The 15,700-nt window shown below is 72.5% G+C and carries 18 protein-coding genes; all 18 read left to right on the top strand.

Translation table 11 applies throughout. The annotated features are described in order from the left end of the window. A partial coding sequence (fliE, locus tag KSO97_RS17030; protein WP_232681207.1) for a flagellar hook-basal body complex protein FliE occupies positions 1–297 on the top strand: 297 nt, incomplete at its 5' end. A gap of 28 nt (positions 298–325) precedes the next feature. Continuing rightward, positions 326–1,876 (top strand): flagellar basal-body MS-ring/collar protein FliF, encoded by a 1,551-nt coding sequence (fliF, locus tag KSO97_RS17025; protein ID WP_232681198.1) that lies wholly within the window; start codon positions 326–328, stop codon positions 1,874–1,876. 28 nt (positions 1,877–1,904) lie between these two features. Continuing rightward, positions 1,905–2,918: a flagellar motor switch protein FliG gene (fliG, locus tag KSO97_RS17020; RefSeq protein WP_232681188.1), complete on the top strand. Its 1,014-nt coding sequence runs from the start codon at positions 1,905–1,907 to the stop codon at positions 2,916–2,918. Beyond that, a complete protein-coding gene (locus KSO97_RS17015) occupies positions 2,902–3,672 on the top strand; it encodes a FliH/SctL family protein (protein WP_232681167.1) in 771 nt (256 codons plus the stop codon). The genes fliG and KSO97_RS17015 overlap by 17 nt, the downstream gene beginning before the upstream one ends. Next, positions 3,669–5,015 (top strand): FliI/YscN family ATPase, encoded by a 1,347-nt coding sequence (locus KSO97_RS17010; protein WP_232681158.1) that lies wholly within the window; start codon positions 3,669–3,671, stop codon positions 5,013–5,015. Before KSO97_RS17015 ends, KSO97_RS17010 begins: the two co-directional genes overlap by 4 nt. Continuing rightward, positions 5,012–5,158, top strand: coding sequence for a hypothetical protein (locus tag KSO97_RS17005; protein WP_232681147.1), 147 nt, complete (start codon positions 5,012–5,014; stop codon positions 5,156–5,158). The genes KSO97_RS17010 and KSO97_RS17005 overlap by 4 nt, the downstream gene beginning before the upstream one ends. Next, a complete protein-coding gene (locus KSO97_RS17000; RefSeq protein WP_232681136.1) occupies positions 5,155–5,649 on the top strand; it encodes a flagellar FliJ family protein in 495 nt (164 codons plus the stop codon). The genes KSO97_RS17005 and KSO97_RS17000 overlap by 4 nt, the downstream gene beginning before the upstream one ends. Then, positions 5,646–6,713: a transglycosylase SLT domain-containing protein gene (locus KSO97_RS16995; protein ID WP_232681123.1), complete on the top strand. Its 1,068-nt coding sequence runs from the start codon at positions 5,646–5,648 to the stop codon at positions 6,711–6,713. Before KSO97_RS17000 ends, KSO97_RS16995 begins: the two co-directional genes overlap by 4 nt. Continuing rightward, a complete protein-coding gene (locus KSO97_RS16990; protein ID WP_232681114.1) occupies positions 6,710–8,263 on the top strand; it encodes a flagellar hook-length control protein FliK in 1,554 nt (517 codons plus the stop codon). The genes KSO97_RS16995 and KSO97_RS16990 overlap by 4 nt, the downstream gene beginning before the upstream one ends. A gap of 9 nt (positions 8,264–8,272) precedes the next feature. Continuing rightward, the gene (locus KSO97_RS16985; protein WP_232681110.1) at positions 8,273–8,773 is read left to right on the top strand and encodes a flagellar hook assembly protein FlgD; all 501 of its coding nucleotides are present in this window, start codon (positions 8,273–8,275) and stop codon (positions 8,771–8,773) included. A gap of 64 nt (positions 8,774–8,837) precedes the next feature. Beyond that, the gene (locus KSO97_RS16980) at positions 8,838–9,692 is read left to right on the top strand and encodes a flagellar hook-basal body complex protein (protein ID WP_232681105.1); all 855 of its coding nucleotides are present in this window, start codon (positions 8,838–8,840) and stop codon (positions 9,690–9,692) included. Positions 9,693–9,959: 267 nt separating this feature from the next. Then, entirely contained in the window at positions 9,960–10,355 is a 396-nt protein-coding gene (locus KSO97_RS16975; protein ID WP_232681100.1) for a flagellar FlbD family protein, read from the top strand. Next, positions 10,352–11,128 (top strand): flagellar motor protein, encoded by a 777-nt coding sequence (locus KSO97_RS16970; protein WP_232681096.1) that lies wholly within the window; start codon positions 10,352–10,354, stop codon positions 11,126–11,128. The genes KSO97_RS16975 and KSO97_RS16970 overlap by 4 nt, the downstream gene beginning before the upstream one ends. 6 nt (positions 11,129–11,134) lie before the next feature. Next, on the top strand, positions 11,135–12,154 hold the full coding sequence (locus KSO97_RS16965) for a flagellar motor protein MotB (protein WP_232681090.1): 1,020 nt from the start codon (positions 11,135–11,137) through the stop codon (positions 12,152–12,154). Then, entirely contained in the window at positions 12,151–12,585 is a 435-nt protein-coding gene (fliL, locus tag KSO97_RS16960; RefSeq protein ID WP_232681084.1) for a flagellar basal body-associated protein FliL, read from the top strand. The genes KSO97_RS16965 and fliL overlap by 4 nt, the downstream gene beginning before the upstream one ends. Before the next feature lie 269 nt (positions 12,586–12,854). Further along, a complete protein-coding gene (locus KSO97_RS16955; protein ID WP_232681082.1) occupies positions 12,855–13,823 on the top strand; it encodes a flagellar motor switch protein FliM in 969 nt (322 codons plus the stop codon). Next, positions 13,820–14,674, top strand: a complete 855-nt coding sequence (fliN, locus tag KSO97_RS18405) for a flagellar motor switch protein FliN (protein WP_232681079.1) — start codon at positions 13,820–13,822, stop codon at positions 14,672–14,674. Before KSO97_RS16955 ends, fliN begins: the two co-directional genes overlap by 4 nt. A 45-nt stretch (positions 14,675–14,719) precedes the next feature. Further along, the gene (locus KSO97_RS16945) at positions 14,720–15,655 is read left to right on the top strand and encodes a flagellar biosynthetic protein FliO (RefSeq protein WP_232681077.1); all 936 of its coding nucleotides are present in this window, start codon (positions 14,720–14,722) and stop codon (positions 15,653–15,655) included. The last annotated feature ends 45 nt before the right edge of the window (positions 15,656–15,700 follow it).

Genomic DNA, 15,700 nt, shown 5'->3' with positions numbered 1-15,700 from the left:
CCCCCGCCCCCCCCCCCGCCCGCCCCCCCGGGCCCCCCGGCCCCGCCCCCGGCCCGTACCCAGGCCGCGGCCGGCCCGGACTTCGGCGAGCTGATGGTCGACAGCCTGGACAACCTCGACGGCGTGCAGCGCACCGCCGACCGCCTCGCCGTCCAGGCTGCGACGGGCGACCTGGCGAACCTGCACGACTACACGATCGCCGCCACCCAGGCCCAGGTCGCCACCCAGGTGACCGTCGCCGTACGCAACAAGGCCGTGGAGGCCTTCACCGAGATCATGCGGATGCAGGTCGGCTGAGGCCGGAGACACAGTGATGAAAGAGACCATGACCCGGGCGGCGGCCCGCTACCAGCGCTCGTTCCAGACCTTCACGCTCGGCCAGAAGGTGACCGCGATCGTCGGCACCGGGGCCCTGCTGCTCGGCGCCTTCCTGGTGTTCCGCTGGGTCTCGGCGCCGAACTACTCGCCGCTCTTCTCCGACCTGTCCTCGGCCGACGCCTCGGCCGTCCTCGAGCAGCTCGACGCCAGCGGCGTGCCCTACGAGTTGACCGACGGCGGCTCGACGGTGCTCGTGCCGCGCGACGCCGTCTACAAGACCCGGATCGACCTGAGCGCAGATGGCCTGCCCAGCAACAGCGGGGGTGGTGGCTACTCGCTGCTCGACGACCAGGGTCTGTCGACCTCGAACTTCCAGGAGCAGACCGACTTCAAGCGGGCGATGGAGGGCGAGCTCGCCAACACCATCGAGGCGATCGACGGCGTCGACGCGGCAGTGGTGCACCTGGCGATGCCGGAGAAGAGCGTCTTCGCCGACGAGCAGCAGCCGACGACGGCGTCGGTGTTGATCGGCACTCGCACCGGCAGCACCATCTCGCCGTCCCAGGTGCAGGCGATCGTGCATCTGGTGGCCTCCAGCATCGAGGGGCTGAGTCCCGACGACGTCACCGTGACCGACTCCGCCGGCACGCTCCTGACCGCGAACGGCGCCCAGGGGGACGCCACTGCGCGCGGTGACGAGCGTGCCGCGATCGAGCGTGAGCTGCAGGCCAAGATCCAGTCGCAGCTGGACCGGATCGTGGGGCCGGGCAACTCCACCGTGCAGACCAACGTCGTGCTGAACTTCGACAAGCGCAGCCGACAGGAGGTCGACTACACCCCCGACGAGCGCCCCTCCTCCAGCACGACCAGTACCGAGAACTACACCGGTACGGGTGCCGGCAGCGTCGCGGGCGGCGTCGTCGGACCGGACGGGCAGATGGAGAACGGCCTGGGCAGCAACGACCCCGGGGCGACCTACACCCAGAACACCACCACCGCCGACCACCCGGTCGACTCCATCATCGAGACCACCGAGACGGCACCGGGGCAGATCGAGAAGCTCAACGTCAGCGTGGTGCTCGACGCCGCGACGACGCAGGCCTACTCGCCGACCCAGGTGCGCAAGCAGCTGGCCGACGGCATCGGCATCGACCCCGCGAACCTGGCCGTGTCGGCGATGCCGTTCAACCGCACCGCCGAGGAGACCGCTCAGAAGGAGCTGGCCGCTCAGCGGGCCGCCGACGAGGCCGCCGCGAAGAACGACCTCTACCGCAAGGGCGGTCTGGGCCTGGCGGTGCTCGCCATGGTCCTCCTCGCCCTCCTGCAAGGACGCCGCAAGGCCAAGCGGCGCGAGCAGGCCACCACCTACGTCGTGGAACAGCTCAAGCTCGAGAACGCCGCGCGCACGACGGCGATCGAGGCGCCGGCCGCGCTGGCCTTGGAGGAGGCCGAGCGCAGCGAGGACGACCTGCTGCGCGCAGAGCTGGACGCCCTGATCGAACGGCAGCCGGAGGACGTCGCAGCTCTGCTGCGCGGCTGGCTGACCGAGAAGAACTAGTGGCCGGGATCAGGGAGAGGACGTACGGATGACGACGACGCTGACCGGTCTCGGCGCGCGCAAGGCCGCCGTGCTGCTGGTGCAGCTGGGCAAGCAGCGCGCCGCGAGCGTGCTCTCCCACCTGGGCGAGAACGAGGTCGAGGCGATCACCGCCGAGATCGCCCGGCTGGACTCCATCAGCGCATCGGAGTCGAGCGCGGTGATGACCGAGTTCCGCGACATGATGACCGCGCGCGAGCACATCGCGCGGGGCGGCCTGGCCTTCGCCCAGCAGGTGCTGGAGCAGTCCCTGGGGAGCGAGCGGGCCGCGGAGATCATCGAGCGACTCAACGCCGCTGCCGTGCAGATGCCGTTCCAGTTCCTGCGCCAGGCCGACCCGGCGCAACTGCGCTCCTTCATCGTCGACGAGCACCCGCAGGTGATCGCGCTGGTGCTGGCGCACATGACGCCGGACAAGGCGTCGCTGCTGCTCTCGGGGCTGCCCCCGGAGCAGCAGGCGCAGGTGGCCCACCGCATCGCGGTCATGGACCGCACCTCGCCCGACATCGTGCGCACGGTGGAGAGCACGCTGGAGCGAAAGCTCTCCTCGATGCTGCAGCCGCAGGACATGTCGCGCGTGGGCGGACTGGACCCCCTCGTCAACATCATCAACTGCTCCGACCGCGCCACCGAGCGCCAGATCGTGGAGGGCCTGGAGGCCCTCGACTCGACCCTCGCCGACGAGGTCAAGAGCCGGATGTTCATGTTCGAGGACATCGTCAACCTCGACGACCGCTCGATGCAGCAGGTGCTGCGCCAGGTCGAGACCTCCTCGTTGGCCCTCGCGCTCAAGGGCGTCGCCACCCCCGTGCGGGACAAGGTCACCACCAACCTGTCCTCGCGCGCCGCCGAGACGCTCATCGACGACATCGAGTTGCTCGGGCCGGTGCGTCTGACGCAGGTCGAGGAGGCCCAGCAGGCCGTCATCCGCACGATCCGCCAGCTCGAGGAGCGCGGCGAGATCATGGTGCGCCGCGGAGGCGACGTTGACTTCGTCGAGTGACCTCGCCGTCACTCTGACGGCGCGGAACCGCGTGCTGCGCGGCGACCTGGTCGCGTCGGGGCAGGCCGGCACCGTCGGTGCCCTCGCGACGCCCGAGCTGCGCGACGGCACGTGGACCCGCTTCGAGGACGACGGCGTGCTCGGCGACGCCGTCACCGAGCAGGTGCTCGCCGGGCTCGCCGAGAACACCCGGCGCGCCGCCCAGGCTCAGGGTTACGCCGTCGGCTGGGCGCAGGGACGGCGTGAGGCGGCAGCGACGGCCGCTGCCGAGCGTGCCGAGCTGGAGGCCCAGGTCGCCGCGGCCGAGCATCGGCGCGAGGCGGAGCTGAACGACGCCCTCGCCGCGCTGCGTCAGGCGGCAGCGGGGCTCCAGACGGCGGTGGGCGACTATGCCGCCGACCTCGACGCCCACGCACTGCGCCTGGCACGCGAGCTCGTCGAGGCGATCCTGGGCCGCGCGCTGGCCGATGGCGAGTCCGACGGCAGCGCCGGTGCGGACGTGCTCCAGCGGGTGCGAGCCGCTCTGACGACGGTGTCCTCCGGCGTCACGGCGACGGTGCGGCTCCACCCCGCCCTGGCCGACGACCGGGCGATTCGCTCCGCGCTCAGCGAGACCGCCGCGAGCCCCGGCGACATCCGTGTCGTCGGCGACGACTCGCTGGCCCTGACCGACGCCGTCGTCGAGACCGACGAGCAGCTGATCGACCTCGCGATCGGCACCGCGCTGGACCGCGTCCGGACGGCGCTGACATGACCGTCGACGTGATCGGCTCGAACGGCGTGCTCGACGCCGTGCGCCACCGCGCGCTGGACGCCGTGGCGCCACAGCCCCGCGGCCGCGTGCGGGAGCTGGTCGGCCTGCACCTGCGCGTCGTCGGGCTCAACGCCGCTGTCGGCGACCTGCTCGAGCTCCTGCCGCAGCACAGCTCCGAGCCCGTGCTGGCCGAGGTCGTCGCCAGCAGCACCACGCACGGCCTCACCTGCCTGCCGCTCGGCTCCACGCAGGGCATCGAGGTCGGCGTACCGGTGCGATCGACCGGCGGCCCGCTGCGGGTCTGGGCCGGCGACGCGCTGCGCGGTCGCGTGCTCGACGGGCTCGGTCGACCGTTGGACGGCGGACCCGCCCTCCCGAGTCTGCCCGGCATGGAGCAGGTCGGCGTGGAGCACGACGCCCCCGACGCCCTCGCCCGCCCCCGGATCGACACCCCCCTCGGCCTGGGGGTGCGCGCCCTGGACGCCCTCGTGCCCTGCGGACGCGGCCAGCGCCTGGGCATCATGGCGGGCTCGGGCGTCGGCAAGTCCAGTCTGCTCTCGATGATCGCGCGGGGCACCGACGCCCAGGTCTCTGTGCTGGCACTGGTGGGCGAGCGCGGCCGCGAGGTCCGCGAGTTCATCGAGCACGACCTCGGCCCCGAGGGCCTCGCCCGCTCGGTGGTCATCGTGGCGACGTCCGACCAGCCACCGGTGGTGCGGATGCGGGCGGCGTTCGTCGCGACCCGGATCGCGGAGTGGTTCCGCGACGCCGGCAACGACGTCGTGCTGATGATGGACAGTCTGACCCGTGTCGCGATGGCTCAGCGCGAGATCGGCCTCTCCGCCGGCGAGCCACCGGCCACCCGCGGCTACCCGCCCAGCGTCTTCGCCCTGATGCCGCGCCTGCTCGAGCGCGCCGGAACCTCTCCGGCGGGCTCGATCACCGGCCTCTACACCGTGCTCGTGGAGGGCGACGACCTCCAGGACCCGATCGGCGACACCGCCCGCTCGATCCTGGACGGCCACATCGTGCTGACCCGCCGCCTCGCGACCGCGGGCCACTTCCCCAGCATCGACGTGCTCGAGTCGATCAGCCGGGTCACCTCCGCCGTGACCACCTCCGAGCAGCGCGCGGACGCCGTCCGCCTGCGCCGGATGCTGGCCGCGCACCGCTCGGTCAAGGAGCTGGTGGAGATCGGTGCCTACGTCGCCGGGAGCGACGCGGACGCCGACGCCGCCATCGCGCGGATGCCGATCATCGACGACTTCCTGCGCCAGGACATGGACGACTCCACCCCGCTCGATCAGACCTGGGCGCGCCTGCAGCAGGTGGTGGCGCCGTGAGCACCCCGGTCATCGAGCCCCCCCGGGTCATCGAGCCCACCCCGGTCATCGAGCTTGTCGAGATGCCCGGTCTCGACGAGCTCGACCACCGCACCCCACCCGGTCTCGACAAGCTCGACCACCGAGGGGTGGTGGCGCCGTGAGCACCGCGGCGACCACTCGTCATGACGCCGGCCTGCGCGCGGTCGCGCGGGTGCGCGAGGTACGCGAGCGCGATGCCCGGCTCGGCCTGCAGGAGGCCGTGCGCGACCAGCAGCGGGCCGAGGCACGGCTCGCCGCCTACGAGGACGCGCTTGCGGCGCACGACTCGCTCGCCACCGGAACGGCGACCTTCGCCGGCCCCGGAGCCGGTGGGTATGCGGCGCTTCGCCAACAGCTCGTCGTCACCTCGCACCTGGTGCGCGAGGCGCGCGACCAGGCCGGCACTGCGCGCGTCGTCGCCCTCGACGCCGCGGCACACTGGCGTTCCGCGCACTCGCGCCTGGATGCCGTGCAGCGACTGCTCGAGCGCCGCGCCGCCGAGCGGGCGGCCGAGCAGACTCGCGCCGAGGCGCTCGAGGTCGACGACGTCAGCGCACGGTTGTGGCAACGGCGCGCCCGGGACCACCGCCAGGCCCACGGGGAGGCCTCATGAGCGTCACCGACGTCACCGCGCGGATCGCCCAGATCCAGGGCCAGCTCTCGCTGCTGCGCGCCACCACGCCGTCCGTCGGCGCGGACACGACCGGCACCACCGGCGCGCTCGGCGCAGGCTCGACGTCGTCGACCCAGTTCTCCGATGCCCTCTCCCTCGTGCTGGGCGCGAGCCCGGACGGCGCACCGACATCGGGCACGTCCGGAGACTCGTCGCCGCTGGCCGACCAGGTGATCGCCGAGGCCCGTACGTTCGTCGGGATGCCCTACGTGTGGGGCGGCGACTCCCCCAGCGACGGCGGCATGGACTGCTCCGGACTGATGCAGTACGTCTTCGGCCGGCACGGCATCGATCTGCCCCGCGTCTCGGCCGATCAGGCCCGCGCGGGCACCGCCGTGGGGTCGATGGCCGAGGCGCGACCGGGCGACCTCGTCGCGTGGGACAACTCCTCGCGCAACAACGGCGCCGACCACATCGCGCTCTACCTCGGCGACGGCAAGATCCTGGAGGCGCCACGCACCGGCCTCGACATCCGGGTCATCGACCTGGCCGCGTCCGGTCACGGCGAGCCCGACTACATCCGCCGGGTGCTGCCCGAGGCCGCCCCGTCGGGGTCGGGAGGCGGTCTCGCGGCGGTCGCGGGCCGCGTCGCCGCCGGCCGGACCGCGTTGCCGCCGTCCCCCTACGACGACCTGTTCGCCACGGCCGGCGCGCGGCACGGCGTCGACCCCTCGCTGCTCTCGGCCGTGGCCAAGCAGGAGTCCTCCTACCGACCCGGTGCCGTGAGCCCCGCGGGTGCCCAGGGGCTGATGCAGCTGATGCCCGGCACCGCCGCCGGACTCGGCGTCGAGGACCCCTTCGACCCGAGCCAGGCCGTCGACGGGGCGGCGCGACTGCTGCGCGACCTGCTGGATCGGTTCGGCCGGGTGGACCTCGCGCTCGCGGGCTACAACGCAGGCCCCGGGGCGGTGCTGCGCTACGACGGCGTGCCGCCCTATCCGGAGACGCAGAACTACGTGCGGTCGGTGCTCGGCAGTCTGGGCGGCTCGGTGGGTGCACGATGACCACGCCCATGGGCGCCGCGGCGCCTCGAGGGATCGCGACGCTGACGCCTCCGCCGAACTCGGACGGCGGCACTGCCGCCGTCGTCGAGGGTGGGTTCCCCGCGTCCCTCGCCTCGCTGGTGGACGCCGACGCCGCAGCGGCACCGGGCGACGTCGAGGTCGCGCCCGACCCCGTCCCGCCCCGCACCCGTGAGGCGACCGGCGATGCGACCGACGTCGCACTCGACGCTGCGACCTCTGACGGGACGACGCCCGATACCGGTGCGGCCGCGACCACGGCGTCACCGGTGGAAGGGACCGACGTCGCCTCGGCGCCGAGCACGACCGCCTCCACCGTGTCCGGACGAGACGACGCCTCGACCGCGCCGCCCACGACCGACGACGGCCAGGTCGACCACGAGCCGACGACGGCGACCGCGACGGCCGAGACCACACCGTGGTGGGTCGCGTTGCCAGCGCTGGTGACCCCGAGCCCGACCCTGATCTCGGCCGGCGTCGCGACAGGAGCTCCGGAGCCGCCCGAGACGGCGGAGCCCGGATCGGATGCCCCACCGGGGCGTGGTCAACTCGCGGCCGCCCCGGCGCTCCTCGCCGATCCCGGTCCTGCCCATCGGACGCCTGACCACGTCGTGTCGGCGGAGACCGGCGACGGCGTCCCGATCGTGGCCCGCGAGCCCGGCCCGACGGGCCAGGCAGGCACCGACGGCCAGGCAGGCACCGACGACTCGCGCGACTCCCCACCCGAACGGCCCCCTGGCCCCACGGGCGCCGGAGCCCGGGCGAGCTCCACGGGCTCGCAGGGCCCCGCCGAGGCGACGAGCGGCGCACCGGCTGCGCCCACGGCACAGCCCGCCGCACAGCCCGCCGCGACGCTCCCGGCCCCGTCCGGCGCAGGTGCGAGCCCGGCGGTGGCGATGGCAACGCCGATCGCGACACCGGTGTCGCCCTCCGGAGGATCCCCGTCCACCGTCACCCGCCAGGTCTTCGGCGAGGTGCTCCGCATGGCGGAGAGCGGCCCGGCCCAGCAGACCACGCGGCACGTCACCCTGCGACTGAACCCCGACAACCTCGGCGAGGTGCGGGTGACACTCAGCCTCCGCGCCGGCGTCGACGCTCCGGGCGAGGCGAGCGCCGTCCGGGTGCGCCTCTCGGCCAGCACCGAGGCGGCCCGGGCCGCCCTCGCCGACGGCAGCGCGGACCTGCACCAGCTGCTGGCTCGACACCACTCCGAGGTGCACATCTCGGTGCGGGACGCCGCGCGCGACGCCAGTACGCCGAACGCCCCGCTCCCGTCGGGTCCGACTCCTCAGCAGCCGGGTTCGGCGACCGATCAGAACTCCACCGGTGAGGACGCCGGACGCCCCGACGTCCCCACCGGAATGTCCGATCCCGGCACCTCCGCGGATCGGAACCCAGGACGGCAGACACGGATGCCCGTCGTCCCCACCGCCACGGACGGCACGCCGCTGACGACCACGGGCTCCGCGCTCGGGGAACCGGCGGCAGACCGACTCGGGTCGCGTTCTGCGCGACTCGACGTGAGTGTGTGAGGAGATCCCATGCCCGTGCCAGCCACCTCGTCGGTGACCGCCAGCGGACTCGGCTCGCTCATCGCCCCCGCGACGTCCAGCGGCACCGGGAAGACGTCCTCGAGCGACGACAAGCAGATGTTCATGGAGCTGATGGTCGCCCAGCTCCGCTACCAGGATCCGCTCAATCCGGCCGACACCGGTGAGTTCCTGAGCCAGACCGCGCAGTTCAACGCCCTCGAGCAGATGCAGAAGGTCGCCGAGCAGAGCGCGCTCGTGCTCTCCAGCACCCTCGCCTTCGGTGCGGCCGGCCTCGTCGGTCGCGAAGTGAGCTTCACGACAGCCGACGGCAAGACCGCCAGCGGCCCGGTCGAGAGCGTCACCTTCGGCGTCGACGGCCCGATGCTCTCGGTGGGCGAGCACCAGGTCCCGTTGGCCTCGGTGCAGTCGGTGCGCGCGCCGACCGAGGCCGACGACACGACTGCGACCGGCCCGACTCCTGCGGCCACCGACTCCACCACCGGTCTCTGACCGACCACCGATCCGTCACCGGCCCGTCACGGGCCACCACTGGTCCATCCGAGAGGACATCACCATGCTTCGTTCGCTCTTCGCCGGCATCTCCGGCCTCCGCGTCAACCAGACCATGCTCGACGTCACCGGCAACAACATCGCCAACGCCAACACCGTCGGCTTCAAGTCGAGCACCACGGTGTTCAGCGACACCCTGAGCCAGATGCTCACCGGCGCCACCGGCTCGAACGCCGCCCGGGGCGGCACGAACCCGGTACAGATCGGTCTGGGCGTGCAGCTCGCCGGTTCGGTCGCCAACATGACACAGGGATCGGCCCAACTCACCGGTCGCTCGACCGACCTGATGCTCAACGGCGACGGCATGTTCATGGTGCAGATCGACGGGCAGTCGCTCTACACCCGGGCCGGCGCCTTCACCTTCGACGAGACCGGCACGTTGGTGAACACCTCCGGCGCCCGCGTCCAGGGCTACGCGCTCGACGCCACCGGCGCGCCGACCGGCGCACCGACCGACATCACCCTCGGCACGGGCTCGTTGACCCCCGCCGTCCCCGCCGGAGTCGAGCTGGTCTCCTTCAGCTTCGGCAGCGACGGCGTGCTGCGCGGCGTCTTCTCCGACGACATCCAGCGCGACATGGCGCAGGTCGCCATCGCCGACTTCAACAACCCCATGGGCCTGGAGAAGGTCGGCGAGACGATGTTCCGCGAGTCAGCCAACTCCGGCGCCGCCCAGCTCGGCGTCTCCGGCGAGGGCCGTCGCGGCACCATCACCGGCGGCGCGCTGGAGATGTCGAACGTCGACCTGGCCGCCGAGTTCACCAACCTCATCCTGGCGCAGCGCGGCTTCCAGGCCAGCTCCCGGGTGATCACCACCTCCGACCAGGTCCTCGAGGACCTGATCAACATCAAGCGCTGACCCTGACGGTGGTCGAGGCGCTCGCGCCAGCGAGGGCCTCGACCCCGCCCCGGTGGTCGAGCTTGTCGAGACCCTCACCGGGTTTCGAGACGCGGGTCGCGACTTCGTTCCTCAGTCGAGACCCGCTCCTCAACCTCCTCGCACTACGCGCCCGCTCCTGCGTCGCGCGCGCTGCGCTCGGACCACTCAGATCCTCTCGACATCCGCCGATCCAGAACCTCGACGGCCACGGATGGCTGTCCTCCCCGCACTAAGGATGGTGCCCCGATGATTCCGCTGACCCGGTTGTCCGGTTCGGTGTTCGCCCTCAACGCCGACCTCATCGAACGCGTCGACAGCACGCCAGACACGGTCATCACGTTGATGAACGGGACCAAGTACATGGTCGCCGAACCCATGACGACGGTCATCGCGATCGTCCGTCGCCACCGCGCCGAGGTGATGGCGCTGGCGAGCCTGTTGGAGGTCGACGTCACCGCGAGTCCCGGTGACACCCAGGCCTGGCAGGCGGCCCGCAGCACCACCGACGCGAGCGCGTCGGTGCGCCGTCCCAACCTCCTCGTCGTGGGCCATGACCAGGCCGGCCACGAGCCTGACGCGGCACTGATCTCCCCTCCGGCTCCCGGGGTCGCTCGTCACAGCACCGGCGGGAGCCCCTCATGAAGGATCCGGCAACCGCGCTCGGGATCGGCCTCGCCTTCGGCTTCATCGTCGTCGCCAACGTCATGGAGGGCGGCAACCCGGCCAGCCTGATCGCACCCCCCGCGATGACCCTGGTGCTCGGCGGAACCCTGATGGCGACTCTCGCCGGCTGCACGATGGCCGACGTCAAGGCTGCGATGCAGGGCGTCGTCCGAGCCTTCACCGGCGGCCAGGCCACCCCCGCGGGCGACATCGTCCCCCAGGTCGTGAGCCTGGCCGAGAAGGCCCGACGCGAGGGCCTCCTCGCACTCGAGGACATGGTCAAGGACATGGACGACGAGTTCCTCGTCAAGGGCGTCACGCTCGCCGTCGACGGCACCGACCCCGACGAGGTGCGCGACATCCTCGAGGGCGAGGTGATGGCGAAGAAGAAGTCCGACAAGCAGGCCGCCAAGTTCTGGGGCGACGCCGGCGCGTACGCGCCGACGATCGGCATCATCGGCACCGTCATGGGCCTGGTGCACGTGCTGGAGAACCTGGCCGAGCCCGAGAAGCTCGGTCACATGATCGCCGCGGCCTTCCTCGCGACCCTGTGGGGCGTGATGAGCGCCAACGTCATCTTCCTGCCGATCAGCAACCGGTTGAAGCGGCTCAGCGAACTGGAGTGCGTGCGGATGGAACTGGTGATCGAGGGTGTCGCCGCGATCCAGGCCGGCTCGAACCCCCGTGTCATCGCCCAGAAGCTCACCTCCCTGCTGCCTGCTGCGCAGCAGCCGCTGGACGAGGCGGCCTGATCCGTCATGTCCGGACATGCCAAGGGCGGCGGGCGGCGCGTCCGTCACGAGGAGCACGAGGAGCACGAGAACCACGAGCGTTGGCTGGTGACCTACGCCGACATGGTCACGTTGCTGATGGTGCTCTTCATCGTGATGTTCGCGATCAGCCAGGTCGACCAGCGCAAGTTCGCCGAGCTCAAGGACGGCCTCGCGGCCGGCTTCGGGTCCCAGGACTCGATCCTCACCGGCGCGCAGTCGCTCCAGGACCAGCCCGGTGAGGGCGCCGTCGGCCCCGTGGCCCCCGAGCTCACGCTGTCGGGCCTCGATCCGGACCAGGTCAAGCTGATCAAGCAGGCGATCGATCAGAACGACCGGCTCGAGCGCGAGCGTCGCTCCGCCGACGCCGCGAACGAGGCGGAACGCCTCGGCAAGCTGCGCGACAAGGTCGTCGAGGCACTCGAAGCGGCCGGTCTGGACGGTGACGTCCGCCCTTCCTACGACGAGCGCGGCCTGGTGCTGAGCCTGGTCTCGCGCCACGTCGTCTTCGCCGCCGACCTCGCGACCCTGACGGACCGCGGCCGCGAGGTCGTCGACGCCCTGTCGAAGGTGCTGCGCACCATCGACGACCCGTTGCAGATCGACGGCCACACCAACCAGGCGCCGGTGAAGCCGAAGTACTACGCGACCGACTGGGACCTCTCCGCCGCCCGCGCCGTCACGGTGCTGCGGCGACTCAACGAGAACGCGGGCATCCCGCAGTCACGCCTGTCCCTGGCGGCGTTCGGCGCGACCAAGCCATTGCTCGACCCCGCCCTGCCGAAGTCGCAGGCGATCAACAAGCGCGTCGACATCGTCGTCCTCTCCCAGGTGCCCGCCGAGACCCGGGCCCTGCTGCCCGAGTTCGGCAGCGCTGCCGACGCGGCGGCACGTGATCACGGCTCGCCGCTCGGGGCCGGCCGAGCCAGCGCGGCCAGCGCGGCCCGCACGACGTCCCGCGCCGACGAAACCGAGACCACCACCGAGCAGGACGGAGACCACGGATGAGCACCGCGACCGCGACCGCCCCGGCCGCCGCCCCGGAGAAGCCCGGCGGCAAGAAGAAGCTGATCATGATCGTCGCGATCATCGCCATCGTCGGCGGCGGCGCCTACTGGTTCGTGCTCAAGCCGAAGCCGGAGCCCGGCGAACCCGTGCCCGGCGAGGTCGTCCCGCTCGACGCGATCCAGGTCAATCTCGCGGGGGGCCACTACCTCCGGCTCGGACTCGGGCTCCAGCTCGTGGCCGACGTGCACGAGGAGGTCGACGGCAGCAAGGCGCTCGACGTCGCCATCGACATCTTCAGCGGCCGCAAGGTCGAGGAACTGGCCAAGCCCGCCGAGCGCCGCAAGCTGAAGAAGGAGCTCGTCAAGGAGCTCGATCACCTGTATCACGGGGAGGTGATCGACGCCTACTTCCGCGAGTTCGTGACGCAGTAGGCGCCCGAGAACGTTGACCCGTCTTTACCTGGAGACGGGTCAACGCCCCCCGCGGCCGTCCCCCCCCCCCCAGGTAAAGACGGGTCAACGTGGCTCAGCAGCGCAGATCACCCGATCGGGCCATCCCCCCGGCCGTTCGGTCACATCGGCGTCCCCGCGCACTCCGGCGTCCCCGAATGCTCAGTTGCCCCGGCATCACGCCGATACGGGGCTTCGTGAGCATGCTGGCGACGCCTCCGAGCGAGCCCCGGTCGGGATCTGCCGGCCCGATGGGTCGATCTCGCCGACGGGGCAGCGGTGAGGCGACGCCGTACGACTTCCGGCGCCCGATCCAGCTCTCGCGCGAACACCAGCGCATCCTGCAGCTCGGCTTCGACGGCTTCGCACGCCAGGCGACGACGGTGTTCACCTCGGCACTGCGCAGCGTCTGCTCGGTCTCGCTGCTGAAGATCGACCAGCGCAGCTACTCCGAGTACATCGACTCGCTGCCCCCGACCACCTATCTCACGCTGTTCACCACCGACCCGATGCCCGGTCGCGGGATGCTCGACCTCCCGCTCGACGCCGTGATGAGTTGCGTCGACCACATGCTCGGCGGCCCCGGCGGCTCGGCGCAGCCGCAACGGCCGCTCACCGAGATCGAGGGCGGCGTGATCCGCGGCCTGGTCGCACGACTGCTCAGCGAGATGCGCTACTCCCTCGCCGCGATCGTCGCACTCGACCCGCAGGTGACCGGCGTCGAGTACAGCCCGCAGTTCGCCCAGGTGGCGGGCGCCGCCGACGTGATGGTGACCATCACCCTCGAACTGCGCATCGACGACCGCCCGTTCGGCATCTCGGTGTGCCTGCCCTTCAGCGGGCTCCACCCGCACCTGGCCGCCGCGGCGGCGCCGGCCCCGGTCTCGAACCGCGAGCGGGCGCAGCGTGCCGAGGCCGCCGAGTTGCTGCAGAACAGCTTCCAGGACGTCCCCGTCGACGTCCGGGCGCAGTTCCGCACCACCCGGGTCGACCCGGCGGCGCTCTCGGGCCTCCAGCCCGGCGACGTCCTGCGCCTGGCGCACCCGGCGTCCGCACCGCTCGACATCACCGTCGACGACCAGATCTTCGCCCACGCCACCGCGGGCACCCACGGTCAACGGCTGGCCGCCCTGATCGTGGCCACGGCGGCCCAGCGGACCCATCAGGCGGCATCAACGCTCGCTCCCTCGCGGGGCCGGGCCTTCCAGGAGGACCAGTGACCGACGCGATCTTCGACCCCGGCTCACCCGAGGCGATCGTCCACGCCGCCGCGGAGGCCTGCGCCGCCGTGCTGCCGGCCTCGACCCAGCTCGCCGCCGGAGATCCGCAGCCCGGCACCGAGCACGTCGTCTCGGTCTTCGCCGGCGCGGCGACCACCGACCTCGGCGGCGCCCTCACCGGGGCGATCACCGTGCTCGTGGGTGAGGAGCTGGTGCAGGCGCTGCAGGCCAGCCCGCTCGGCGGGCTCGACGTCGCCGCCGCCGTCCAGCCCGCGCTCGACGCCGCAGCCGCGGTGCTCGGCGCCACCGCCGCCGCTGCCCGCACCCTCGACCTCGAGCTGGTGGTGGACAGCCTCTCCGGACCGTTCATCGCGGTGCCGTTGCTCGGCGCCGGCATCGACGCGGCGCTTCTCGTGCCGGACGCCGTCCTCCAGCAGGCCGTCGCGCAGGCCTCCGGTGGAGCCGGCGCCGCCGCAGCGACGACGGCGCCCGGCTCCGGCCAGCCCCGCGGCGACCAGCCCGGAGTCGCGGGCCAGGCTCTGCCCGACCTCGGTGCGGCTGCGGGCGCGCTGCCCGACAACGTCCGCTCGCTGGCCCCGGGGCGCCGCGGCATCGAGATGCTGCACGGCGTCGAGATGGAGGTCACCGTCGAGCTCGGGCGCACCCGGATGGCGGTGCGCGACCTACTCGCCCTGGCGCCCGGCGCCGTTCTCGCCCTCGACCGGGCCGCGGGATCGCCGGCGGACCTGCTGGTGAACGGCCGACTGATCGCCCGCGGCGAGGTCGTCGTCATCGATGAGGACTTCGGCCTCCGGGTCACCGAGATCCTCGACCAGTCCGCCGTCGGCTGAGCCGGCACACCCTTTCACCAGCCAACGAGACCGGGGGGACTCGCGATGGACATGGGAGCAATGGCGCTGCGGATGGTGGCGTCGCTGGCGGTCGTCGTCGGCCTGCTGATCCTCGCCGCACGGATCGCCGGACGCCGGTACCGGCCGCGCGCCGGCTCGACGGTGACGCTGCTGCACCGCCAGCAGCTCAGCCGCGGCACCGGCGTCAGTGTGATCTCGGTGGGCTCGCGCGTCCTCGTGCTCGGCACGACGGAGCAGCAGGTACGTCTGCTCGCCGAACTCGACCCGGCCGACGTCGCGCCCGCAGTCGACGCGGCGCCGGTGGTCGCGTCGCACCCGGTGGTCGAGACACCCCCGGTGGTCGCGTCGCGCCCGGCGGTCGAGCTTGCCGAGACCCCGCATCTCGACAGGCTCGATGACCGGGCCAGGCTCGATGCCCGACAGACGACCCCGCAGCTCGGCAAGCGTGCCCGGCTCGACGTCATCGACGACCGCCCCGTCGTCGCCGTCAGCGGCAAGCACGCCGCGCCGGCGGGCGTCGTCGAGGCGCCTGCTGCCACCCCCGTCCCGGACCCGGCAGCGCCGACCTGGTTCGACGACTTCCTGCGCGAGCGGGTCGACCTCGTCGAGGCACGCGAGGCCGCTGGGGTCAGCGAGCTGCCGAGCGCGGCCGCCGTCCGGCCGCGCCTGGCGGACCTGCCGCTCTCGGGGCCCTATGCCGACTTCGCGGCTGCCCTGCTCGCCGAGCTCGGCCCTGCCGACGACGTCACGATCGCGGGTGCACCCACCCCCGCACCGTCCGGACGTCGGTCGCGCGCCGACCGCCGCGCCGAGCGCCGCGCGGCGGGCGCAGCGCCTGCGCCGACTCCGGCACCGCTCGCGCCCACGGCGCCCCAGACGAACGGACCCCTCGCGGGCTCCGTGCTCTCCCCCCAGACCTGGCGTCAGGCGCTCGGCGCCGTGACGCGGCGGGCGTCATGAGCGCGTCCCGGCGATGGGGGGGCGGGGCGGCCGCACCGGCCGGCC

This window comes from Nocardioides sp. R-C-SC26 (assembly GCF_021246465.1).
Classification (GTDB): domain Bacteria; phylum Actinomycetota; class Actinomycetes; order Propionibacteriales; family Nocardioidaceae; genus Nocardioides.
Note: the sequence above shows the minus strand (reverse complement) of the source record. Positions and strands in the feature narration are given on the sequence as shown.